Origin of the sequence: Vibrio kanaloae (assembly GCF_024347535.1) — a bacterium.
Classification (GTDB): domain Bacteria; phylum Pseudomonadota; class Gammaproteobacteria; order Enterobacterales; family Vibrionaceae; genus Vibrio; species Vibrio kanaloae.
Genome location: NZ_AP025497.1, coordinates 1,633,863 through 1,659,532 on the forward strand (window position 1 = coordinate 1,633,863; position 25,670 = coordinate 1,659,532).

Consider the following 25,670-nt stretch of genomic DNA (forward strand, 5'->3'; position numbering starts at 1 on the left):
AATACCCACCATGGTTAAATACACAGTATAAAACCAGAGAATAACAACACAATACGAAGGCAGGGCATCACACAAAGAGTCCTGCCTTATAAAGGCTAAACGATATTTAACATAATATACATAATACGCACTGAGATAATTTGCTTTTGAGGGGCTTTCTAAGCTCATACAGAACTTCTGAACGTTGTTACTGACAAGGTTTTACGTGCATGTTCCATTGCTTGTTGGTCTGTCTCATATGGTCCATAGATTTTTACGTTGTGGTTTTCATCTCCATCAATGTTTGTAACTGACATGAACCAGTCACCAACCAAGAATATCTCATCAGCAAGTTCATTCACTTCTTGGAAGTTTAAGCCAACAACATTCGACACCATACATTGAACTTGGTCTGTGTCATCTCGATAGCCAAGCATCTGTACATGATTTTTTGTTGGATTCACTTATGAGCAGCATTTCTTTTAGTAACTCTAAGCTGTCGAAGACTTTTTTGTACTGAGACGCTTGGCAACCATTATTTTAACTACCTCATGAGCTTGATACCGAAGCGTTTTAATTCCAGTCCACCGAAGTTATTCACGGTAAAGCTTGAGCTATCACGTTCATAGGTCCTGAACACCAATATCTTTTTGAAGAAAAAGTAACACAAGTGCGAATAATTATAACTTTAACCTATTGTTTTAAAGAAGCTTGAAATCAGACGTCAACCTAAACTAATGTCTCGACTACGTGGAGAACGCATAAAATTGGCGAGATTTATAATTATCTTTTAAATCAGGTGGTTAGATGTAATTTCTAATAGTTCAAAGCCCTTTATTTTGTTAAGATATTCTCTAAATCAATAATATAAAAGGCTTAATATGAAAATTAGTACAATCGCCCTATCACTATTCACCATTTTTGGGATGAACACATACACACTTGCTAGTAACAATGAAACCTATTCTAGAGACCTTGGTAATTTTTACGCTGGCATCGATGCCGGATTTTATAATGAAACTGAATTAGAATACCGTGGTAGCGCAATTGAAGATTCATCTGATCTATCAGACTTCAGCTATAACTTAGTTGGTGGCTACGAATTCAATACGCACGATGCTGTCAAACTGGGATTAGAGGCCGAGTACCGCAAAATCGGAAAAGTTAACTATAGCGACATAATGGATGTTGAAGGCCAAGCTTTCTTCGTTAACTTTAAACCTAAGTTTATTGTTAAAGGTGACGTACTAGATCTGTATGTGTCTCTATTAGCTGGCATTGGTTCTATGGATATGGAAGCAAAAGCATTCGGAGTGTCAGACTCGAAATCTGAAGCGGCTTATCAGGTTGGCGGTGAGCTTGGTGCGGTCCTTACAGACAACATCGACATCCATCTTGGTTACCGAAATGCACGCGTGGAAATAGACTCCGTCGATGTTTCATCTCAAACGGCATACATCGGTGCAAGGTACCATTTCTAATCTCAATTCAATCGTAAGCTTTATTTCAAATTAAGCCGTTCTTTTCGAGTTCGGCTTTTAAATCTTCAGGTTCCCTACTCGACTTCGATTTTATAGTCGTAACTTTCTCTACGGTTAAAGTTACGTTGTATCTTATTCAAAAAATCCGAGAAGCTTATTAGCTGCTGTCCCACACTGTAAAATCACGCTACTATTTTTGTTTAAACTTTGATCTATCAATCAGTTACATGAATAAACAAGGTGATTAACCAATCAAACGCAATACATTCTCACTCTTATTGTAATTATAAGTGCTAACATCAGGAAATTTTGTGAGATAGGTGTTTGATATGTTACCTAGGCTTTATAAGTTCAGATCTCTTCACGATAGAAATATACAGTCAATATCTGAGTGCTCGTTGTGGTTTGATTACGCAAAAACTTTTAATAACCCTTTTGAATCTAACCTCGCGCTAAACGAAAACCTTCAAAACGATTTCAAAGTAATGTGCTTCTCTCAATCTAGTGATCACCCAATATTGTGGTCACAGTATGGCGATAATTTCAGGGGTATGTGTATCGAGTATGATCTTAATTATTATAAAGGCAAAGCTGACCTCAACTGTTTTAAAGTCCAATATGAAGATGACATCACCGTTTTTAATTCGCCTCCCAAAGATGATAAAACGACTAAGATAGGTACCGAATTATTTAAAATCAAACATTCTAATTGGCGTTTCGAGCAAGAATATCGATGGGTATTGCCTGATGAAGAGATCGTTGGGCATAAATTATATCTGAATAGAGAGTGCTTGAGGTCAGTGATTCTTTCAGAACACGCCCCTGTTGATAGAAAGCTGAAAGTCCTAATGACTTGTCAAGAGCTAGGCATTCCCGTTAAACATGCGAGAGCTAAGCAGGACTCATTTACTTTTCAAGTTGTTAACTAAGCTTAAATCGATCATGAAAAGTTACACTGCAACAAAAAAGAGTCACATTAAATGTGGCTCTCTTCTCTCTATTTCTACATATCTGTGGTTAGTTTACCAGGAACTTTACTTTGTACTTGCCCTATCGTCTCAGCCGCCATTTGTACTGTAGAGAACCAATACGACCGATGTTTGGCGTTAAATAAATCACTATTATCTAACGCTTCATACACAGAGAATTTTCTACCTTGAGCCAGTGCTGCACCACAAACGGTTCGTTCAAGAGTTGGAATATCATTTACTTCCTCAAGAAGCGCGTACTTTATGTATTGGTTGTCCGGGCTCCAATCAATAAATTCGACAATTTTTTTAAGTAACTTGAGTTCCAATGGCTTGACCATTGCTTCGAGAAACTGTGTATTGGGTAAAACTTCAGTACAAGCGTAATATTCATCATGCCTATCACTTGCATCTCGGTAATCCAGCATGGTTTTAACCAATGCGTCTTCAAACGTTGAAGAAAAGTGGTTACAAATTAAGAATAAAGGCAAAACTCGTATCACACCAAGCAAGATACCAACATTAGGATCTTTTACAGAGGTTTCTTGGAGTCTAAGCCGCGTAACGTTTGAAGTTACGACTAGGTGTTGCCAAACCTTAGGCACAATATGTTTAATATTGCCATCACTCCACTTAATCAGTTGCTGGCTCATTAACAAAGGAAACAATAAACGACAATTTTCTATTCCTATCTGCCGAACTGCTACTTTAGGATCAAGAATGACTTTAGATTTCTTTCCATACTTCTCGGCAAATTCTTGATTGGAAACAAATTCGATTAAACTTGAGCTCAATGACCTGCTTTTAGCTGATATTTCATGGAGTTTAGCAAAGTTTAAAGACGGCGAATAAGCAACGCTAGCAAGCTGATTGTAATCTGGTAATTCTGAAAACAACGAGCTTATTAAGGTGCTTTGGAGCTTATCAAGCATTAGATCCGAGGCTGCATTGCTAACATCATCAATAACGTATTGTAGTGTTTGTTGCTTCGCGACCACTTTCTCGCGATGTGCATTCACTCTGTCTTGTTCGCAACGTAATAAAATACGTTGGTTATGTGAAATACGGTCGGCTTCATCAAAAATGACACTATCACAATATCTATTTTCTAAACTCAGCAGCGTATCAACTGTAGATTGTTCTAGTTTGTATTGTGGCGATATTAACCATTTGGTAAAACGTGCCTCGACGTTCATCGAGACTTTCCTAGAGATTTCTATGACTTCAGGGGAATAACTTTTATTTACTAACAACAACCGTGACTTTCCTTTGCCCTAAGATTTATTTTCTGGCATATCCCGCCTTGATAACAAAACTAATATTAATAGAAATTAGATATTGGTTCACGAAATTGTTTCAATAAATTTACAGAATTTTAGTTATAGTGCTTTAGGTTATCAATCCGTGATATGAAGGCGGATATACTTTTCAGGAAAACTGTATTTGAACTTTTTCTTTTTCGGTAAATGCTTTTTAGCCTGTTTGCAAACTTTGCTATCACCCGATGTCCTCACCTTTTTGATTCTTGTGTATCCCTTCGAGTGCTTCATCTCGATCATTAGGTCACAATAGCCATACATATCAGTATTGCTATTGTTTAGCCCTTTAATGACGCTAGCTTTGATCTTTTTTGCTACAGGATTAATCAGTGAATCATCGGAAGATGCGGTCGGAGATAAAACACACAATAAGAATACTAAATATTTCATACTGTTCTCTCTTAGCGGAAATTAAGAACAGTATGCTAATAGTTAAGATAGGTTGAGAATTAACTTAGTATGACAGTTTACTAGGTAAGGCGTAGTTCTCGACAATTACGCCCTCTTTGAACCTTTAGATTTAAATCCATTGTGCGGGAATACGTTGCGAATGCGCTGCTGAACGCTTTTAGGTACATCTTTAGTGAACTTGAGATTATAACCAGAGCGTTTGGCATATACTTTAAGTTCTCCCTTGAAGTGATTTTTATGACCAATCTCTTCAAGGTTGTGTTTAAAACTAGGTGGAAGATGACCTTTAACTTGCTCGATCGCCCCATCGTTAAATTTGATTTTTAATACTGGCCTATCAATTGCGACTAACCAAAAAACCAATACTGCACCAATTAAGATTACGTACATCATAATGTCACCACTACAGTTGATGATTATTTATCGTCAGAAAGGAGTTTACTCAGGTCTTCTTTGAGACTGGTTACTGTCTTACTGGCTTGTTCACTACGAGATGCTTCACTGACTAAGTACTCGATGGCATCAGATAGAGTGCAACCAAGCTCGTTAGCTCGTTGGGAAAGTTTCTCCCATACACGATAATCAAGATCGATCGATTTCTTCTTCGTGTGAACTTGTTCTGCGTTGAAGTGACGCTTTCGCTTGGCTCTGATCGCTTGTTTAAGCTTGTTATCGATCTCTTGAGAGATGTTATTAGATATCCACTCAAGAACACCTGTGGGTTGATGTTCGAGTTTCAATAAGGCTTGTACAGCAACCTCAGCTTCACTTGAATCAATATGGCAGGTGATCAGTTCACCTTCTTTCCATTTTTTGACCAGATAGTTCCATTTCCAACCACATTCTAGATTTTCAAGTTGCTGATATTTCATGTCTAATCTCGAGAGTTAATCTTAGTGACAGCGTAACCCATAATGGGATGTTTAACAATTATTGTCTTGTAAGAATAGACTAAGATAATACTTATTTTGGCTTACTGAACTGTAACTACAACATAGAGCTACAAGCGAGATCGGTTTTTCTATATAATCCCTACCTCATTATCGTAATCAGAAAATTAAATGACTCAAGTAGATTGGCGACATGTTACGCCTCAGTACGACGAATATAACGCTCAATTAGAGCAATTCCCTGACATCTCGCCTTTCCCGTTTTCAAACATTCAACATAGATTTAGAGATGCGTTAACCCGCTTTACTCGCTTATCTAACCTTTCGCGTGTTTTACTTGTAAACGCTCCAGACAATTCTATCTATCGTCAGATGATTGTCGAATCTTTAGTTACTGCTTTAGATGATCAAACACAGCCTGTAATAAAAACTGAATCGTTAAATGCTATTTCTTTGTTTAACCAAGTTCAATCAAAAGACGGTAAAGTTATTGCGACAAAGCCGGGCTTACTGGCTAGAGCAAACAACGGCTACCTGATCGTTTCAGCAAACTTGATCTTGGCAAACCCGGGAAGCTGGCTATTGTTAAAGTCAGCGCTCCTTGGTGATGCGGTAGAACCAATCAGTAGTAACCCTGAACACTTAAACCAATCTCCGGCTTTACCTCTCACTTATGACATTAAGCTGATTGTTGTTGGAGACAGATCCCAATTAGGTGACCTTGATTATCTAGATAGTGATATTCAAACCGGTTTTTGCCTATTCAGTGAAATTGAACAAGACATCAAGCTTTCACACGACACTTTGACTCAATATCTGGGTTATCTAAAATGGCTTCAGCAACGTTATAGCTTGCCAAAAATTACGCAACAAGCGCTAATTGGAGTTCTTACCGCTGGCGCCAGGGAGACCGAAGATCAAAGCTATATTCCGTTGTGCCCTATTTGGCACAACGCATTGCTGAACGAAGCTTTGATTGAAGCTAATAACGGAGAAATTGACCTTCACCACGTTCAACAAGCTCAGCAACACAAGTACAACCGTGAATCATATCTGCCTGAGCGTGCTCTTGATGATATTCGAGATGGTCAAGTCATTATCGAAACAAAGGGTGAACAAGTAGGTCAAGTTAATGGTCTGACTGTTATTGATGTACCGGGACACCCTATATCGTATGGTGAACCTGCACGTATTTCATGTGTCATTCATTTTGGTGATGGTGATATTGCCGACGTTGAGCGTAAAGCCGAACTTGGGGGTAACCTTCATGCGAAAGGCATGATGATCATGCAAGCGTTTTTGAGCAGTTCGCTCAACTTAGAAGATCCCCTACCATATGCAGCTTCCGTGGTATTTGAACAGTCGTATTGCGAAGTCGACGGAGATAGCGCTTCTCTAGCTGAGTTATGCTCGTTAGTAAGTGCGCTTTCTGAATACCCTATTAACCAGCAAATAGCGGTTACAGGCGCTGTTGACCAATTCGGTCGCGTACAAGCGGTAGGCGGGCTAAACGAAAAAATTGAAGGCTTCTATCATGTGTGTAAACACAATGGCTTAACTGGCGAACAAGGCGTGATCCTTCCAAAATCTAACTTAAGGCATCTGGCTCTGAAACCTGATCTCATTGAGAGCATCAAAAATGAAGAATTCCATATTTGGTCTGTGTCTAATGTAGATGAAGCAATTCCTCTGATTATGAACAAACCATTTAGAGACGATGAACAAGAAAACGTTCTAAGCAAAATAGCGGAACGTATTGAAAACTTTGAAAGACATGAACACCGTATTGGAATTGTTGGACGCATTAAAAACTGGTTTGTCTAGTACTGATCGGACTTGTTTAGCGTACACCTGTTCACTAATATGCACCTATCAAAAATCGGAGTAATTGATAATGCAAAACAAACGTGATTCTTACACTCGCGAAGATCTTCTAGCATCAAGCCAGGGCGAACTATGGCCAGAAGGTCCTCAACTACCAGCACCGAACATGTTGATGATGGATCGCATCACAAAAATGTCTGAGACTGAAGGTGATTTCGGTAAAGGGTTGATTCTTGCTGAGCTGGATATTACTCCTGACCTATGGTTCTTTGACTGTCACTTCCCTGGCGATCCAGTAATGCCTGGTTGCCTAGGCCTTGACGCAATGTGGCAGCTTGTTGGGTTCTACCTTGGTTGGGTTGGCGGCAAAGGTAAAGGCCGTGCTCTAGGTGTTGGCGAAGTGAAATTCACAGGTCAAATTCTACCTACAGCGAAAAAAGTCACTTATGAGATCCACATGAAACGCGTTGTTAACCGCCGCTTAGTGATGGGTCTTGCTGATGGTCGCGTACTTGTTGATGGTAAAGAGATCTATGTTGCTAAAGATTTGAAAGTTGGCCTTTTCCAAGATACGTCAGCATTCTAATCGAATCGTTAAAGTTTTAATAAAGTGGTCGCTGACCGCTTTATTTTTACCTCAATAAATTTAGTTATAGTGCATTATAATATACTGAGAACTTATTAAACCTATATATGTCCACCAGCTATAGTAAGACTCTAGATAATTTGCTCAGAATTACTAGCCCACCTCTAGTATCTGTATCATTTAAAATATCCCTTTCAGAAACTAACAAAGCCCCATCAGTTGTAGTTAACAACAGGCAATGGAGCCTTGATTTTGGAATACGTTACGCCCTATTACTTATAGAGACCTGAATGCTTATCATCTTTAGCATCTCGCCAGCCACCTAACCAATACGATCTAGAATCCATTTGGCTGTATGGGCAAGCTTCTTGCGACCTACCATTCAAACCAGCCTTGTAGCCTTGAGATTGTGCTCGTTCTAGTCGATCTCGCTTCTGTCTCTTCATCGTGCAGTCCTCATACGGGTGTTGATTTACTAACATATAATGATTACAACTTTGAGGAGTTTTTGTAACTCCAACTTTAAGAATCGATCAATTTTTCACTTTTCTCAAGGCGAAAAAAAGCCCGAGTTCAGAATTGTGAACTCGGGCTCACGAGGTGAAATTATTTAAATTTTCTACGGAACCCTAACAGAACAAACACAGTCAAACTTAACCAGCCTAGGCTACCACCTTGGCGATCGACTTTCTCTGAGTCGGAACTACGAGTTTGAATATCATCTTTAGTAGCACCAGCTATTGGAACCAGTTTAACAGCAACAACTTCTTCTACTGCGTTAGATGCAGCGCCACCACAGTAAGAGTTATGAGATGTTGTATCATACGCTTGAACTTTACCACCAACGGTACATTTGATAGCTGTTGCTGAAATCACACCTGCATCATTAATGTCAGTTGCGTCAATAATTCGGAACTGGTTGTTATTTCCAGAAACGTTACCATCATTGGTTAGATCATCTAACCACCAAGCTTGACCGTTAAAGATGTCTACACGACGTTCATCTTTAGATGAATCAACATTGTACGGGTATATAAAACCACGATGCCTACGCTCACTACCATCAACCTCACGAGTCGTTTCTGCGTCAATCTGACCCACAAACTCATTGAAGTTGTTCACAGCTTTAGCTTCACCACTTGAGCCACCGAAGAAGATACCGCCAGACAGATATGTTGCAGTAGGAGTAGATGCAGACGCATCTGTCACAACGAACATCTTGTTACCTGCGCTACCACTCTCTGGTACATAGCCGTTACGCTTAGAGTAACCAACAGCGAACAAATTATCGTTAATATCGGTCGCTACTGAGTTACTGTACTTATAGTCATCAGATGAGTTCGAGTTAACCGCAGCACCACTAATCGATTTAGTTACCCATGTGTTACTGCTATCAGACAAGTCCAGAGATTTACTGATAAAAACCGCCGCATCCATATCTTGTAGGTCACCACTACCATCTGTAGTGTTATAACCTACACCATAAAAAACGGAATTTGACTCTGCGATAGAACGCATACTACCTTGAGCAAAGAAGTCACCCGTTTTCGCTGGAAAAGCAGAGTTGTTATCCCAATCGATTAGTTCAGTCGTCGTACCATCCCAAATCGCAGCTTTAGAACTAAATACTTTATCGGGTTTAGAGGTATCAGTCGTACCACGGTCTTCGGAAACACTACCTACATTATAAACGGTGCCATTGCTCGCTTTAATCGCTCGCCACGCACGAGTTTCCGAAGAGCCAACTGGAGCTACCGAATCAGTATGAAGGGCAGTATTACGGATACCGCCTTCGGATTTAACACCCAAAGGTTCAACTTCTGTCGCCGATTGAGCATAGAGTGAGTTAATGACAGTATTTCGACCCGTAAATGTATCACCACCTTCAACAAAAGCCTTTGCATTCACATAAGTAAGGTCTGTCCGCTCTTTGCTCCAAGCGTTCCAATGATCTGTAGCCCAAGCTTCACACGTTGAATATCTTAATTCACGGTTACAGTAATTTTCAAAGTCATCGAACTCTTGAAGGTATTGGAACGCAGCGTCCATAGCGAAAGGGACTTCTTCGCGATAACTGATTCCTTCGACAGTATCTCGTGTCTCGCCAGCCAGTTTAAAGTCAGCACACGCAACTCCCCCAACGGTACCAGTCGTAAAACAACTTTCGGTCCCGGAAACCATAGCAGGTTGAATAGCTACACCATAGATCTCAGATGCGTCAGTAATCGAAGGAGTAACTTCCACGACTTTATAAAGCGCAGCGTTGGCGTTAGTTGCGGCAAAAACCAATGCTGCAACTGATGTTAATTTAAATTTAGTACAAGTCATTATTACTTCTTAACTTTCCTGTTGTAGTGCCTCGAGCTCTTCCCAGCGCTCAAAAGCAACTTCAAGCTCCTGCTCTGCTGCAGATAGCTTATCTAATACTGGTTGTGTCTGCTCTACAGATTTTGAAAAGAAGCTTGGATCGTTGACTTCTTCCTGAAGAGTTTCAATTTGAGTTTCCAATTCTTCTAAACGCATTGGTAACGCTTCTAGTTCTCGTTGTAGCTTATACGATAACTTCTTAGGTTTAGCCTTAACTGGGGCAGTTTTGGGAGTTTCCTCAACTACTTTTTCAGGCTTTGATGGCTTTTCAACCTGTCGGTACTCTAATGCTTGCTTTCTTTGTTGCTGAGCATCGTGGTAGCCACCAACAAATTCTTCAATCACGCCGTTACCTTCAAAGATCCAGCTTGTCATCACAGTGTTATCTACAAATTGACGATCGTGGCTTACTAAAAGAAGTGTACCCTGATAGTTGGCAAGCAAATCTTCTAAAAGTTCCAAAGTTTCGATATCGAGATCGTTGGTTGGCTCATCGAGAATCAATAAGTTGTTCGACTTAAGGAAGATACGAGCTAGTAACAGACGGTTTTTCTCACCACCAGATAGTGCCTTAACAGGAGTACGAGCACGTTTAGGAGAGAATAAGAAATCTTGTAAATAGCTCAGTGCATGGCGCTCACGGCCACCGACTGTCACTTCTTGCTTACCATCCGCTAAGTTATCAATTACAGACTTCTCTGGGTCTAGGGTTTCCCGGTATTGGTCAAAGTAAGCAACTTCAAGCTTAGTACCGCAATGCAAGCGACCAGAATCAGGCTTAAGTTGGTCAAGAAGCAACTTAAGTACCGTACTCTTACCACAACCATTCGGGCCAATCAGAGCAATACGATCGCCACGCATAATGTTGAAGTTGAAGTCCTTGACAATCTCTTTGCCTTCGAAGCCAAAGTTAAGATTCTCTGCTTCGAATACAATCTTGCCTGAGCGTTGACCATCATCAATCTGGATAACCGCTTTACCCTGCACTTCACGACGATTGATGCGTTCTTCTCGCAGTTTCTTCAGTGCACGTACACGGCCTTCGTTACGAGTTCGACGAGCTTTAATGCCCTGACGAATCCATACTTCTTCTTGAGCAAGCTTCTTGTCAAATTCAGCGTTTTGCATCTCTTCAACACGCAACGCTTCTTCTTTCTCTACTAGGTAGTTTTCGTAATCGCCAGGGAACGAGCTCAACTTACCACGATCAAGATCAACAATGCGTGTTGCCATCGATTTGATGAAAGCACGGTCATGCGAGATAAAGATGATTGAACCACGGAAGTCTTTCAGGAAGCCTTCTAACCATTCGATTGTCGCAACATCCAAGTGGTTAGTCGGTTCATCGAGTAGAAGTACGTCTGGGTCACATACAAGCGCACGAGCAAGTGCCGCTTTACGTTGCCAACCACCAGATAAATCGGTCAGTTTTGTTTCAGCTGTCAGCTTAAGTGCAGCCAATACGTTGCTTACGCGATCTTCAAAGCGCCATGCATTCGCATGATCCAATTGCTCTTGAACCCGAGTAAGACGATTTAGGTTCTTTTCACTAGGGTCAGTACCGATAAGATCCAGAAGATCATGGTAGATCTTCAACTGCTCACCGATTTCCGCTAGGCCACCAGCAACGTAATCATAAACGGTGCCTTCTTCATTACGCGGTGGATCTTGCTCAAGGCGAGATACAACCACGTCTTGTGTGATTTGCATCTTACCGTCGTCCATGATGATGTTCCCAGACAGGATTTTCATCAATGTAGACTTACCAGCGCCATTGCGCCCTACTAAACACACACGTTCGTTTTCTTGCAGTGCAAAGTCCGCACGATCTAATAACGGGTGATCGCCAAACGCTAATTGCCCGTTATGAATTGTAAGTAATGCCATTCTTCTTTAACCAATCATTAAGTTCTAACAAGCCAAATGGCCAGTTAAGCTCTGAGCTTTGAGAACAGTCAGAGCTTTCAAATTTGAGTACCGGAATAGTGACCCCGTAACGGGAAAAGAGCTCATCATCAAATGCAATGTCGACAACGTTGACGTGATGGCTAATGTTTAACTGTTCCGTGAGTTGGAATGCCATCTCACATAGATGGCACCCTTCTGTACTGTAGAGAGTCAGCACTCTATATCCTTATAAAATCTCTTAACTACTTATGTGTAATCAACCAGCAGTTATGAATGTGCTTATTGCGAGAGAAGTCCAATGGAAGCGTCTTAGCTGAGATATTCTGAGCTTTAAGGCCTAACGCTTCTAGACCTTCTAGATCCATTTTGAAGTGACGTTTGTTGTTAGAGAACACAATCGTGCCTTCTTCACGAAGAAGACGCTTCAGGTTTTCCATCAACTGAATGTGATCACGTTGAACATCGAAAGATTGATCCATACGCTTAGAGTTTGAGAACGTAGGTGGATCAATAAAGATCAGGTCGTAAGAACCCTGCTCTTTAACCAACCACTGTAAGCAATCAGCTTGAACAAACTGATGTTGACGACCAACACGGCCATTAAGCTCCATGTTCTGTTTTGCCCACTCAAGGTAGGTATTCGACATATCAACCGTTGTTGTAGAACGTGCGCCACCCACTGCAGCATGAACAGATGCACTACCTGTGTAAGCAAACAAGTTTAGGAAATCTTTACCTGCAGCCATCTCACCAATACGACGACGAGTGATCTTATGATCTAAGAACAAGCCTGTATCTAGGTAATCATGAAGATTAACAATCAGCTTAACGCCGTATTCGTTCACTTCTAGATTAGATGAGTCTTGAGCCATCTTCTGGTATTGAGAACGGCCTTTCTGCTTCTGACGAACCTTAAGAACCACGTTGTTTGCTTCAACGCCCGTTACTTGAATAGAAGCACGGATAATATCGGTCAAGCGACGTTTTGCCTTCTCTTCCGGTACATCTTTAGGCGCTGCGTATTCTTGAATCACAAGATGACCTGGGTATACGTCAATCGCTACATTGTATTCTGGTAAGTCCGCATCGTAGATACGGTAACAATCTAGTTGCTCTTTCTTAGCCCACTTGCCAATTTTACCGATGTTCTTTTTAAGACGGTTTGCAAAGTCTGGCGCAATCAGTTGTTCTTGTTCGCCCGCTGGACGTTCTGACATCGGACGATCTGAAATTGAGTAGTTTTTTTGGTGACACGGTAATGCACCGTTGTTCAATTTGAACTGTTTGTCTGCACGCATGCGTAAGCAGCTCAGTAGTTCGTCTGAACTAGAGAAGATAGACGCGTTACAACCGCCAAATTCCGCTTTAAGCTGCGCGCCGAACGCCGTGTAAAGTGCAATAAGACCCGGCTCTGTACCAAGACGCTCACCATAAGGTGGGTTAGAAACAATCACACCATCAGTAAACTCGGTAGGACGCTTAAGCTTTGCAGCATCGCCTACTTCGAATTCAATCAGTTCTTCAACACCAGCACGACGAGCATTATCGCGCGCTGTTTTGATCATACGTTCATCATTGTCGTAGCCATAGAACTTACATTCCACTTTCTTAACACCACGACGGCCTTGAACGTTCGCTTCAGCTTTCACTTCAGCCCATAGCTCAGGTTCAAAGTCTTCTAGTGATTCAAAACACCACTTCTGACGTTTAACACCTGGAGCCAGGTTTGCAGCCATCATAGCCGCTTCAATCACTAACGTACCTGAACCACACATAGGGTCTAAGAAAGGTTTAGTTGCATCCCAACCACTTCGAAGAAGGATTGCAGCAGCAAGAGTTTCACGTAATGGTGCTCGACCTGATTCAGGACGGTAACCACGTTGGTGAAGACCGCTACCTACCATATCAACACCAAGAATCGCTTTATCACGGTGTAGACGAACGTGAATACGAACGTCTGGATTTTCTTTGCTGATTGAAGGACGTGGCAAAGACTTCTTCTCGAAGCAATCAACAACGGCATCTTTTACTTTCATCGCACCGTATTGGCTATTACGGATTTCGTTGTTCGTACCATTGAAGTCAACAACGAAACGCTTAGAGCTATGGAATTGATTTACCCAGTTAACCGCAGTGGTTGATAGGTACAAATCCATGTCGTCCATACAAGTGAATTCAGAAAGGACACGTACAAATCGAGAAGCCAGACGGCTCCATAAACAACAACGATAAATTTGCTCATTGGTCGCTTTGAATTTAACACCTGCTTGAACAGGTTTTGCGTTTGTAATCCCTAGTTGGGTTAGTTCTTCAACTAATAAATTCTCAAGGCCATTTGAGGTAACCGCTAGATATTGATTCATAGTGTTCTTTTATTGATAAAAATTAGCTCGATTATACCTGAATTTGCTACTAGAGCATCACACTAAACTCGGATTTTCATTGAATCTTTCAACTAACTGGCTAGCAAATGCGCAGTGTTGAAGCGATCGCTTACCCACATCCCCTGAGGACACAAGACCTATCAAACCAACTCCATTTCTGACCATCTATTAACCAAAGTAGCAATGTGAATTTATATTCACCTTAAAATTGGTATATACCAGTAAACATTTATAGGTGAAATTTAGTTACAAAAGACTTAAAACAGGGAATAATGGCAGTCAATTTCCACTTCTAGTAGTGGAAATAGGCAGAAATTAAGGTGAAAAAATAACCATAAGTTCACTATTTATATGATTGGGAGGTGATGTATTTATCAAGATGAGATTTTTTAGGCACAAAAAAATCGGCTATTAAGCCGATTATGAGGAAGGTTTCTGTGAGTTTTGTCTAGTGAGGAACGTTAAATGACATACTAGATTAGAAGCTAACCTACCATCGCTATGTGTGTTTTATGCAGGATAGTATTCGCGTCTACCATTCTATCGTGCATTACTTTGATTGAGTCTCCAAAGCGCAGCCCTTTTGAAGGCGTCAGCAGGAACTCTTCTAGGTCGACAAATGCACATAGGCTCGCACACTCTCCCACTTCTAATACAATGAAATACCCTAAGCTATGCTCGTTATTCATTTGTACAATATCCCCTTCTTGAGGATATTCATGGCCAGTGCCTTGTGAGTCGAAAAACCAACTCTTAGGCTGTACAGGCTTATGGAAGCGCTTTGCTGCCACACAATAGAGTGCCAGTTCAGCTTGACGAGGCTCAGATAGATCTAAGCCAGAAATTTGTTCTTTGAAGGTTTGGTATGCAGATGCATCATCAACAGTGAATTCATTATCTTTAAACGCGCAGTCCACCAGCTTGTTGCGGACCAGATTCGTTTTAAAAACCATATCCTCTCCGAGGTTTAGCATTAATGAACATTGCTGATCATCATAATACCAATTCCATGTATCGCTAGGTTTAAGCATCATTTCGTCTCACACTGTTGAACCATTCCGTTAGGTAAAACGCAAAATTACCTTCAATTACAGTAATTTTACTGAGCAATAGGCAAAAAAAAAGAGGAAATGAATTCCTCTTTCTTATCGCTTTTCTCTACAACTCAGTGAGTTACAGTGTCTCTTTTAACAAGACGATGCCAGATTGTCGCTTTTATAAGGATAAAAGCTTTTTGAAGCTTATAAATTTTTGACGATGTCGCCTACAAGGCCTGGACCTTTGTAAATGAAACCAGAGTAAACTTGTACAAGCTTAGCGCCAGCCATCATTTTCTCTTTTGCAGCAACATAAGAGTCAACACCACCTACCCCAATGATCGGCAGTTGGTCACCCAACTCTTCGTGGAGTTTACGAACCACTTCAGTACTGCGAGATTGAACAGGACGTCCACTTAGGCCACCCGCTTCATCGCAATGCTTCATGCCTTCAACAATACTGCGATCTAATGTTGTGTTGGTTGCGATCACACCATCGATCTTATTTTTGATCAATGATTCGCAAATCTGGCTGATTTCGTCATCACTTAGATCTGGAGCGATCTTAAGAGCAAGCGGGACATATTTACCATGCTTCGCTTCTAATTCAGATTGCTTGGTTTTCAATTCAGACAATAAATCATCAAGAGCTTCACCATATTGTAATGAACGAAGTCCTGGAGTATTTGGTGAAGAGATATTTACCGCAATGTAACCTGCGTATTGATATACCTTCTCCATACAGATCAGGTAATCCTCCGCACCCTTTTCAATTGGTGTGTCTTTGTTCTTACCGATGTTGATACCTAAAATTCCGTCATAGTTTGACTTCTTAACATTCTCCACAAGGTTGTCGACGCCTAGGTTATTGAAGCCCATGCGGTTGATAATACCTTCGGCTTCAACAAGACGGAACAAACGAGGTTTGTCGTTACCTGCTTGTGGACGAGGAGTAACAGTCCCTACTTCCACGAAACCAAAACCCATTGCGCCAAATGCATCAATACATTCGCCGTTTTTGTCTAGGCCGGCAGCAAGGCCAACTGGGTTTTTAAAAGTAAGACCCATACACTCTACAGGTCGGTGAGGTAATTGTTGACGATACAAAAGATCAATAGGTGTACCGGTGAAGCGTTTGAAATTTTGGATTGCAAGATCATGTGCCTTTTCGGCATCAAGTTGGAAAAAGCCAGTTCTGGCTAGACGGTAAAGCATTGTGCCTCCGATAGAAAAAAGCGCCGTGTAAACGGGGCGATATTATTTACTTATTTACCCAACTATTCAATCTATTACTGTCTGTAAGGATAAGATAATCGAGTTTGCTAAAGAAAGAGGTTCATTATTAAGCAAACGTTATCGTATCCTCCAACGAGTGATCCACTTGACTATCATTCATGTAACGAGCATTTGTCAACTCGGCCAATTATAAGCTAACTTGACCAAGCATAAGTGACTCAACAAAATAATTAGACACGTCATTCACTATTCAGCTAAACGAAAAAGGCAGACCTATGGCCTGCCCTTGTTTCTTTTCGTTTTTATCTAATCGCTAGTCTGTCGACATGCAGTTTAAGTTCAATAGCATCAACTCTCGCAACGCTACTGAGAACTTAGCAAATTCATGAACCGAACCAACTTTGAATTCGTTCAAGATACTTTCCCAACGATGCAGAGAAACAGAGTTACTTTCCATCCAATCATCCAATGCTTTAATCACATCAAGGTCGGCACCACAACCGCAATTAAGCACTTGGCCAGTTAGCTGACGTTGCTGCCAATCCAGATCTTCTCTGAATGCCGCACGTGCCAGAGCTTGCCAGTTGTTGTCCACTGCTTGGCCATTGATTTGTTTCAAGAACCAGTGCAGAGACAAACGGTCACCAAGGTTAAAGTAAAGCTTAGACGCTTGTTGTACTGTTTTACCGGTTTCACGAGCCACTGTAGATATATCCAGTGCTGAGTACAGGCTAGACAAACGAGCCACTGAATTAGCCAACTCAGCGTTGACACCTTGGTCAATCCATAGTTGAGCCATTGCTTGATGCTCTTCTACTTCTGAAGCCACTAGGTTTTCATCCAGTTTCTCAGTAATAGCCGCCACATCCCCTTGGTAAAGTTCAATCAATGCATTCACTGATTGCTTACCATTGCGGTTTCTTAATAACCAACGCGCTAGACGACGAAGCGTACGACGCACATGATAAAGCAACTCGTATTGAGCTTCAGAGCTTGAGATATTATCCAGCTCACGAATGCTTTTCAGAACTTTACCTAAACCGTAAATCTCACGGGATGCCGCGTAAGCATTTGCAATCTCAACAATGTTTGCGCCTGTCTCTTCTTGCAAACGAGTCACGAAGTTACAGCCCATCTCGTTAACCATTTGGTTAGCAAGCGCAGTCGCAATGATCTCTGCACGAAGTGGATGGTTATCCATGTGCTGAGAGTAGTTACGGCGTAACTCTGTTGGGAAGTATTGCATCAGTTGTTGAGCATGGAACTCATCATTCGCAATATCATCGCTCACAAGATCTTCTTTTAGAACCATTTTACCGTAAGCGATCAATACTGATAGCTCAGGTCTTGTTAGTGCTTGACCTTGCTTCTCACGCTCTAGCAGCGTTTCGTCATCTGGGATGTATTCCAAACCACGATCCAAGTACCCTGCTTTTTCCATTGTGTGGATAAAGCGGATCTGCTCTTTCACTAAGCCTACACCTTGATGCTCAGTAACAGAGATAGACTCAGCTTGGCAGTAAGCGTCGTCTAGTACGATATCACCTACTTCGTCTTCCATAGATTCAAGAACTTGGTTACGTTGCTTAACGGTTAGATCACCATTAGACACCAAGCCATTCAAGAAGATCTTAATGTTAACTTCATTATCCGAACAATCTACACCACCAACGTTATCAACAAAGTCAGTATTAACTCGACCGCCCGTTAGAGCGTACTCAATACGACCCAATTGCGTCATACCCAAGTTACCGCCTTCACCAACAACCTTAGCTTTCAGGTCACGGCCGTCAATACGTAGCACGTCATTTGCACGGTCACCTACATCGGTATGAGTCTCGTTTGAAGACTTAACATAAGTACCAATACCGCCATTCCAAAGTAGATCCACTTTCATAGACAAGATCGCTTTGATCAAATCATTTGGCGCCATTGATGCTTTTTTGGTACCCAGCATTTTCTGAATTTCAGGTGTTAAAGGGATAGATTTCGCGCGACGAGAGAAGATGCCGCCACCTTGAGAAATCAAATCTTTATTGTAATCTTCCCAGCTTGAACGAGGCAGATTAAACAGACGATCACGCTCTACCCAACTTGATGCTGAATCTGGATTTGGGTCAATGAAGATGTGCATGTGGTTAAACGCAGCTTGTAAGCGAATGTGCTTAGATAGCAGCATACCGTTACCAAACACGTCGCCCGCCATGTCACCCACACCAACTGCAGTGAAATCTGTTGTTTGGCAGTTGATGCCCATTTCACGGAAGTGACGCTTAACGGATTCCCAGCCACCTTTAGCCGTGATACCCATTGCTTTATGGTCGTAACCGTTTGAGCCACCAGATGCAAATGCATCACCCAGCCAAAAGTTGTACTCTCCAGCTACTGAGTTGGCGATATCTGAGAATGTCGCGGTACCTTTATCGGCTGCAACAACCAAGTAAGGGTCATCTTCATCGTGACGAATCACGCTCTTAGGAGGAATAACCTCGCCTTCGATGATGTTGTCAGATACATCCAGTAATGCACGAATGAAACGTTTGTAACAACGTTGACCTTCAGCGAAGATTTCATCACGGCCAGACATTGTGTGCTGGCGTTTACAAACGAAACCACCTTTAGCACCAACTGGGACAATTACTGTGTTCTTAACTTGCTGTGCTTTAACTAAGCCTAGAATCTCAGTACGGAAATCTTCTTGACGATCTGACCAACGCAAACCACCACGAGCGACTTTACCTGCGCGTAAATGCACACCTTCTATATCAGGCGCATAGACAAAAATCTCGAATGCAGGGACAGGAGCCGGAATATCTGGAATCTCGCTTGGTCTCATTTTCAGAGCCAACCAAGGTTTAAACTGTTTGTTTTCGTCTAACTGGTAATAGTTAGTACGAAGTGTCGCAGTGATCATTTCCATGTAACGACGAATGATACGATCATCATCCAAGCTTTCTACATGATCCAACTGTTCAGTGATCTTCTTAATAAGATCTTGTTGACCTTTTGCGCTACCCTTCAGTTTCGGGTCAAAACGCTTGCCGAATAAGCTCACTAACCCTTTAGCTAACTCTGGGTAATGAGACAATGTGTCTTCAATGTATTGTTGGCTGAATGGGAAACCAACTTGACGCATATAACGAGCATAAGCACGTAAGATTGAGATTTCACGGCCAGAAAGACCAGCGCCCAATACCAAGCGGTTGAAACCATCACTGTCTAACTCGCCCGCCCAAATTGCCGCAAAGGCTTGTTGGAAAAGATCGCGAGCTTCACGAAGATCAACGGTCTTGTCGCTCTTATGCAGCATTGAAAAGTCCAAGATCCAATATGTTAAACCATTGGTCTTACGCACTTCGTAAGGGGACTCGCCAATCACACGTAGACCAAAGTTTTCAAGCATTGGCATTACTTCAGAAAGGTGAATTGGCTCGTCACTGTGATAAAACAGTTTCAAACGAACGGCTTTCGAATCTGCTGCTTCTTCTTGAGGACGGTAGAACAGCATACCAAGTCTGTTATCTTCGCTTAATGCTTCCAAACTCTCGATATCGGCCACCGCAGAACCAGGCATCATGTCTTCTTTGTACGAGCGTGGGAACGCACGCATGTACTCTTTAGACAGTGGGAGTCCTTTACTTTCACCAAAGTTAGCAATGATTGACTCAGATAAGCGGTCATCCCACGTAGACGATACTTCCATTAAATTCTGCTCAATTGTTTTCACGTCCACATCCATGTTGTTGTTATCAACACGAACAATATAATGCGTTCTCGCCAGCGGGCTTTCAGAGAAATAAGTTGTAAATTCAACTTCTTGTTCGCAGCCAAAGTACTGCTTCAAGATGCGCTGCGTTTGACGACGAAGTTCAGTGTTGTAACGATCTTTTGTTACATAAACCATACAGCTAAAGAAGCGACCAAACGGGTCTTTACGAACAAACAAGCGTAGAAGGTCACGATCTTGCATTTGCACAACGCCAGTACCGACTTCCAGTAGCTCTTCTTCACGAGCTTGAAGCAGTTCATCACGCGGGTAATTTTCAAGAATGTTATGCAGTGCTTTGTAAGAGTACGACCCCTCACGGTAACCACTCGCCTCAATAATACGCTCTACTTTTTCACGAACCAATGGAATCGTTTCAACAGTTTGGTTGTACACGGCAGAGGTATAAAGACCGGTAAAACGATGTTCACCGATTACCTTTCCATTCTTATCAAACTTCTTAATACCGATATAATCATTGTAAGCAGGTCGATGAATACGTGAAGCCGTGTTTCCCTTGGTGAGAATAAGTACATAAGGTTTTTTTGCCTCTAAGCGTGCCGAATCAGAAAACTCCGACAACTTAACATTACGTACGCGATCTGAATTTGCGAACAAACCAAGACCTTGCTCTTTAGTCGGTTGCAGCTCAGTGTCACCATTCACAGATACAAGGTCATATTCCTTGTAGCCCATAAAGGTAAAGTTGTGTTCACCTAACCAACGAAGAAACGCCAACGTTTCATCAAAGCGCTGACCGTCAACTGGTATGCTATCTTTTTGCTTTTCAACTTTATTAGTTACTTCTTCAAGTCTTTCAACCATTTTAAGCCAGTCATTCACAACTAAGCTAGTATCTGTGAAAATATCCAGTAGTTCCGTTTTAAGCGCTGTCATTTCGGCTTTGCTGCTAAGACGATCCACTTCGATATGGAAAAGCGACTGGAACGCGCCTTTATTGTTACTCACGCCAACCACACTTCCGGCGCCAGAACGATCAATTTGCGTTGGATTATGCAGCATAAGGTGAGAAGAAAGATCCAAGCGTGTTAATGCCATTTTTACAGAATCAACGAGGAATGGGCTGTCTGGTACCACTATCTCAACGATGGTGTGAGTAGATTGCCAACCTTGGCGACTTACTGTTGGATTAAATACTCGAACAGAAATTTCGTCAGGTTTTTTTTCGTTGATGTGATGCCATAAACTAACTACAGCACCATATAAATCAGATTCGTTTCTTTGGATTAAGTCGTCTTGAGAAACATTACTAAACAAATGTTGAGCAAGTTGAGTTACGAGAGGTCGATGAGCAAGGTCAAGTTTGTCTTGAATGAGTTTGTACACTTTTTCAAGTAAAACTGGAACCACAGTTTCACGTGCGGTCATAGTCACACTCCACAATTAGAATTGTATTTTATTATAGGGGGATCACTTAAGCTGGTGTTTGAATTCGCGCTGTAAAGCCCACTTCTACTAACGAGTTAAGCAAAGGTAATGCATTCGTTTATTGTAAAAGCATTATTGAAAAATAGTTAATTGTTTTGGAGGTGGTAAGAGGTGAAATGTTTGATTATGTGATTAAGATTCCTTTTAAGTCACTGGGCATGTCGAGCTTTACAGAGCTTCCAACTTTATAAACTTATTTTTTTGGTCAGTTGTAAGCCTAAACCGTCCTCTGACTCCTGTTTGTGTAAGAAGTGGTCTGAATCGAGTTGCCGGTAATTGTAAGCGTAAACCTGTTGTTGTTATCACTTGAACTTTACTTGCCACACCAGAATAGCTAGCCATAAATTGTTGATATGAGATATTAAGTTGGAAAATATAGTGGTTCATACATACCTGTTTAAATATACAGCATCGATGTTTTGCGCCACAAAATCAGTGACAGAGATGCTCTGTCACTGATTTGCAGTTTAATAATGCTTTAGTTTAACTCAAGCCTCTAATGCTTTATTAACTTTTTCAAAGAGATCTTTAGCTAAGTTATCCATATTCTTTAACGTCTCAAGTTCACTCTTGATCAGAGCTTGGCGCTCATTATCATATTTACGGAACTTAAGTAGCGGGTCAATTAAACGCGAAGCTACTTGCGGATTGCTGCAGTTAAGCTCACGTAATATTTCACCGGCAAACGCATACCCCTGACCAGACTTATCATGGAACTGTACCGGGTTCATGTTTAAAAATGAACCAACCAAGTTACGAGTACGATTCGGGTTTTTCAAGCTGAACGCTTGGTGCGACATCGACGCTTTGATCACTTCAAGTGCGTTTGAACTTGGGTTTGTACCTTGCAATGCAAACCACTTATCCATAACAAGACCATCGTGTTTCCACTTGTCACTGTAATCCGCCATCAAGGTTTCACGACAAGGTAGTTGTGCACTGTTTGCCGCGCCCATTGCTGCCATGGTATCTGTCATGTTGTTTGCTTGCTGGTACATTGCAACAACCAAGTCATTACCCTGCTCAGTATGAGCTAAGTAACTTAGGCAAACTTTACGCAGAGTACGCTTACCTATCGAATCATGATCAATCGTGTAATCGTTTAATACATGACTGTGATAAACCGCCGACAATTCATCTTCAAGCTCTTTCGCTAGCGTAACTTTCATACTATTTAGTACCAACGCGATAGCATCGATATCTACACGCTCATACCAACCAGACACTTCATTGTGGCTTGGTAAAGAAAGCATCTCCGCAATAAACGCAGGTTCTAGCAAGTCACTAAGTAACACGCCACGGAATGCATCAACAACAGAAGATGAAAGTTCGAAATCTTGGCCCTGTTGAACCTTCTTAATATTACTGCGAATATACTTAGCCAATAGCATTTGGCCAGCATCCCAACGAGAGAACTCATTGCGCGCATTCACCATCAAAAAGATAAGCTCTTCATCTGAATAGTCGTACTCCAATTTCACTGGTGCAGAGAATTCACGAAGCAATGATGGGATTGGTTGCTCAGAAACGTTTTCAAATACAAAGGTTTGCTCCGCCTCTTTCACATCTAATACGTTATGAATTGGCTTTCCGTTACATTGTAACTCAACTACATCACCAGACGCTGTGTATAACTCGATATCTAAAGGGATATGCAAAGCCTGCTTTTCAATTTGATCATGAGTTGGCGCCGTCACTTGACGAGTTGTTAACGTGTATTGTTTCTTTTCTGCGTCGTAGTGACTTTGAACAGAGAGCGTCGGCGTACCAGACTGGCTGTACCATAAACGGAACTGAGACAGGTCAACGCCCGATGCGTCTTCCATTGCTGCGACGAAATCTTCACACGTTGCAGCTGTGCCGTCATGACGTTCGAAGTACAGCTTCATGCCTTTTTGGAAACCGTCTTCCCCCAACAATGTGTGGATCATCCGGATCACCTCACAGCCCTTTTCGTACACGGTCAAGGTGTAGAAATTATTCATTTCTATCACTTTTTCTGGGCGAATTGGATGAGACATTGGGCTCGCATCTTCAGCGAATTGTGGACCACGGATGATACGCACATTGTTGATACGGTTGACTGCACGAGAACCAAGATCTGATGAGAATTCTTGATCGCGGAATACGGTTAAACCTTCTTTCAAGCTCAATTGGAACCAATCACGACAAGTCACTCGGTTACCCGTCCAGTTGTGGAAGTATTCATGACCGATTACCGCTTCAATACCTAGGTAATCTGTATCCGTTGCAGTTTGGTCGTTGGCTAGAACAAATTTAGAGTTAAATACGTTCAGGCCTTTGTTTTCCATCGCCCCCATGTTGAAGAAATCAACGGCTACGATCATGTAGATGTCTAAATCGTACTCTAAGTTGAAACGCTCTTCATCCCACTTCATTGAATTAATCAAAGACACCATCGCATGGTTCGCACGGTCTAGGTTGCCTTTGTCGACAAAGATTTCTAGGTCAACTTTACGACCTGATTGCGTAGTGTAAGCATCACGAAGTACGTCAAAATCACCCGCAACTAAAGCAAACAGGTATGCCGGCTTTGGATGTGGGTCTTGCCATTTCACCCAGTGACGACCATTTTCAGCTTCACCTTCATCAACACGGTTACCATTGCTTAATAAGAATGGGTTTTCTGCTTTGTCGGCGATAACCGTTGTGGTGAATTTTGCCAATACATCCGGGCGATCCATGTAGTAAGTGATGCGACGGAAGCCTTCAGCTTCACATTGAGTACAAAACGCACCACCCGATTTGTACAGGCCTTCAAGTGCACTGTTCCCCTCAGGATCAACTTCAGTCACGATCATTAATGTGAATTCTTTTGGAAGGTCATTCAGCGTAAGTTGAGTTTCAGACAGCTCGTACTGCGTCCACTCTTTGCCTTCAACCAAAACAGACACTAACTTCAAGCCCTCACCATCAAGTACTAAGGTCGAGCTATCTTTCTCTTGCTTAACACTAGACACCGCCGTAATGATGGACGCTGAATCGTACAAATCGAAAGTAAGATCGATTTCAGAAATAGTGTGAGATGGTGATTGATAATCTTTACGATACTTGGCTTGAGGTGTATGTGCCATGACGGGTTCCTTTTGATCGTTATACGTAATTATTTGTTAACTGTATATATCTAAAGGTTGAGCGCCAAGAACACAAGGGGAATATTAAAAAAAGGAGGCATTGTAGGAAAATGCCTCCATGTTTTGCTATTTTATCAATCAAATCAGAAAGGAACGGCTAAGAAATGAACTGTGTGCCATATTTTCAACGAGCCGATTTTATGGCTAAAACTCGTCCTTAACGTATGCGATTAAGCACCGCGAACATGTCTCCCTCTTCACCTTGAAGCGTCAAAACATCACTGTTCAAAGTGTAACGAGTACCGTGTTCGCCGTTCTCATAAAGTAGTACTAATTGGTCGCCCTCGGTGTAATACACACCACGACGAATCACTTCCCCCCCTTCTTCATCGGACACTCGGAACATGAAGATAAAATCAGGTTGAAGCACTAAATCCATTTTTTGAATGTTACTCGCACGCAAATCGCTCCCAGATAGTTCGGCGCTTGACCATATTCCAGCTAGGGCGTTGGGCAAGGCTTTGGTAAACATAACACCGTTAAGATTCAGCATATTATGATTGCTGCTGTACGCGTAAACCTGAGGCTCAGAAGTATTCAAACCCAAAATAATGGTGTCTTCATTGGCGTTATACAAACCTTCCCAATGATCCACGCTGTAGTCTTTCTTTTGGATATCGATAGTGAATGAGTAATTGGAATCAAGAGTGAGTTTGATTGCTCTAAAATTTTCAGTTCCTTGCTCAGGATCTGGGTTCATCAAATACCAATCGCCAAGCAACAGAGGAAGGTCAAAATAGGATAAATTGCTATCACTTTTTGATTGTTGTTCGCCTGAAGTAACTTCGCTACCAAAAGCAACAAAGCTTAGACAAGATAAAAATAATAGAATCCATTTCATAATAGCCTCCTCGTTTCTTTTAATCTTAGGTCCGTAATGCATAGAAAGCGAAAAAACACGAGCTAGATC

General features: G+C 41.7%; 20 protein-coding genes. 4 read left to right on the forward strand and 16 right to left on the reverse strand.

Annotation, left to right across the window (positions count from 1 at the left end):
• Positions 1-164: 164 nt before the first annotated feature.
• Positions 165-443, reverse strand: a complete 279-nt coding sequence (locus OCV24_RS07715) for a hypothetical protein (RefSeq protein ID WP_017057242.1) — start codon at positions 441-443, stop codon at positions 165-167.
• Between the two features lie 417 nt (positions 444-860).
• Here OCV24_RS07715 and OCV24_RS07720 point away from each other — a divergent pair, with 417 nt between their 5' ends.
• Together OCV24_RS07720 and OCV24_RS07725 are read left to right on the forward strand one after the other, a co-directional pair.
• Positions 861-1,460: an outer membrane beta-barrel protein gene (locus OCV24_RS07720; protein WP_150878002.1), complete on the forward strand. Its 600-nt coding sequence runs from the start codon at positions 861-863 to the stop codon at positions 1,458-1,460.
• Positions 1,461-1,789: 329 nt separating this feature from the next.
• Complete coding sequence (locus OCV24_RS07725; protein WP_150878000.1) at positions 1,790-2,389, forward strand: DUF2971 domain-containing protein; 600 nt, start codon at positions 1,790-1,792, stop codon at positions 2,387-2,389.
• Positions 2,390-2,463: 74 nt separating this feature from the next.
• On the opposite strand, the gene OCV24_RS07730 is transcribed toward OCV24_RS07725, so the two are convergent.
• The 4 genes from OCV24_RS07730 to matP all read right to left on the reverse strand — a co-directional run bounded on the left by OCV24_RS07730 (position 2,464) and on the right by matP (position 5,030).
• The gene (locus OCV24_RS07730) at positions 2,464-3,684 is read right to left on the reverse strand and encodes a hypothetical protein (RefSeq protein WP_077680360.1); all 1,221 of its coding nucleotides are present in this window, start codon (positions 3,682-3,684) and stop codon (positions 2,464-2,466) included.
• Between the two features lie 141 nt (positions 3,685-3,825).
• Entirely contained in the window at positions 3,826-4,137 is a 312-nt protein-coding gene (locus OCV24_RS07735) for a hypothetical protein (protein WP_136980474.1), read from the reverse strand.
• 105 nt (positions 4,138-4,242) lie between these two features.
• Positions 4,243-4,551, reverse strand: coding sequence for a DUF3634 family protein (locus OCV24_RS07740; protein ID WP_017057237.1), 309 nt, complete (start codon positions 4,549-4,551; stop codon positions 4,243-4,245).
• A 23-nt stretch (positions 4,552-4,574) separates the two neighbouring features.
• Positions 4,575-5,030, reverse strand: coding sequence for a macrodomain Ter protein MatP (gene matP / locus OCV24_RS07745; RefSeq protein WP_150877998.1), 456 nt, complete (start codon positions 5,028-5,030; stop codon positions 4,575-4,577).
• A 189-nt stretch (positions 5,031-5,219) separates the two neighbouring features.
• On the opposite strand from matP, the gene OCV24_RS07750 reads away from it, so the two are divergent.
• Positions 5,220-6,872 (forward strand): AAA family ATPase, encoded by a 1,653-nt coding sequence (locus tag OCV24_RS07750; protein WP_136997652.1) that lies wholly within the window; start codon positions 5,220-5,222, stop codon positions 6,870-6,872.
• 70 nt (positions 6,873-6,942) lie between these two features.
• Positions 6,943-7,458 (forward strand): bifunctional 3-hydroxydecanoyl-ACP dehydratase/trans-2-decenoyl-ACP isomerase, encoded by a 516-nt coding sequence (gene fabA / locus OCV24_RS07755; RefSeq protein ID WP_010440782.1) that lies wholly within the window; start codon positions 6,943-6,945, stop codon positions 7,456-7,458.
• Between the two features lie 272 nt (positions 7,459-7,730).
• On the opposite strand, the gene rmf is transcribed toward fabA, so the two are convergent.
• The 11 genes from rmf to OCV24_RS07810 form a co-directional block, all read right to left on the reverse strand.
• Complete coding sequence (rmf, locus tag OCV24_RS07760) at positions 7,731-7,904, reverse strand: ribosome modulation factor (protein ID WP_017057234.1); 174 nt, start codon at positions 7,902-7,904, stop codon at positions 7,731-7,733.
• Between the two features lie 160 nt (positions 7,905-8,064).
• Entirely contained in the window at positions 8,065-9,786 is a 1,722-nt protein-coding gene (locus OCV24_RS07765) for a DUF3466 family protein (RefSeq protein ID WP_136997650.1), read from the reverse strand.
• A gap of 9 nt (positions 9,787-9,795) precedes the next feature.
• The gene (locus OCV24_RS07770) at positions 9,796-11,712 is read right to left on the reverse strand and encodes an ABC transporter ATP-binding protein (RefSeq protein WP_136997648.1); all 1,917 of its coding nucleotides are present in this window, start codon (positions 11,710-11,712) and stop codon (positions 9,796-9,798) included.
• Positions 11,690-11,908, reverse strand: coding sequence for a glutaredoxin family protein (locus OCV24_RS07775; RefSeq protein ID WP_230855794.1), 219 nt, complete (start codon positions 11,906-11,908; stop codon positions 11,690-11,692). The genes OCV24_RS07770 and OCV24_RS07775 overlap by 23 nt, the downstream gene beginning before the upstream one ends.
• A gap of 67 nt (positions 11,909-11,975) precedes the next feature.
• Positions 11,976-14,096: a bifunctional 23S rRNA (guanine(2069)-N(7))-methyltransferase RlmK/23S rRNA (guanine(2445)-N(2))-methyltransferase RlmL gene (rlmKL, locus tag OCV24_RS07780; RefSeq protein ID WP_150877996.1), complete on the reverse strand. Its 2,121-nt coding sequence runs from the start codon at positions 14,094-14,096 to the stop codon at positions 11,976-11,978.
• A 506-nt stretch (positions 14,097-14,602) separates the two neighbouring features.
• Complete coding sequence (locus OCV24_RS07785; protein WP_029627105.1) at positions 14,603-15,151, reverse strand: cell division protein ZapC; 549 nt, start codon at positions 15,149-15,151, stop codon at positions 14,603-14,605.
• A 207-nt stretch (positions 15,152-15,358) separates the two neighbouring features.
• Positions 15,359-16,369, reverse strand: coding sequence for a quinone-dependent dihydroorotate dehydrogenase (pyrD, locus tag OCV24_RS07790; RefSeq protein ID WP_102506629.1), 1,011 nt, complete (start codon positions 16,367-16,369; stop codon positions 15,359-15,361).
• Positions 16,370-16,703: 334 nt separating this feature from the next.
• Entirely contained in the window at positions 16,704-21,545 is a 4,842-nt protein-coding gene (locus tag OCV24_RS07795; protein ID WP_017057227.1) for an NAD-glutamate dehydrogenase, read from the reverse strand.
• A 228-nt stretch (positions 21,546-21,773) separates the two neighbouring features.
• Positions 21,774-21,992 carry a DUF2835 domain-containing protein gene (locus tag OCV24_RS07800; RefSeq protein WP_077680351.1) on the reverse strand — a complete coding sequence of 73 codons (219 nt, stop codon included), beginning with the start codon at positions 21,990-21,992 and terminating at the stop codon, positions 21,774-21,776.
• Positions 21,993-22,093: 101 nt separating this feature from the next.
• The gene (gene pepN, locus OCV24_RS07805) at positions 22,094-24,700 is read right to left on the reverse strand and encodes an aminopeptidase N (protein ID WP_150877994.1); all 2,607 of its coding nucleotides are present in this window, start codon (positions 24,698-24,700) and stop codon (positions 22,094-22,096) included.
• 217 nt (positions 24,701-24,917) lie between these two features.
• Positions 24,918-25,601 (reverse strand): hypothetical protein, encoded by a 684-nt coding sequence (locus OCV24_RS07810; protein ID WP_017057225.1) that lies wholly within the window; start codon positions 25,599-25,601, stop codon positions 24,918-24,920.
• Positions 25,602-25,670: the final 69 nt, after the last annotated feature.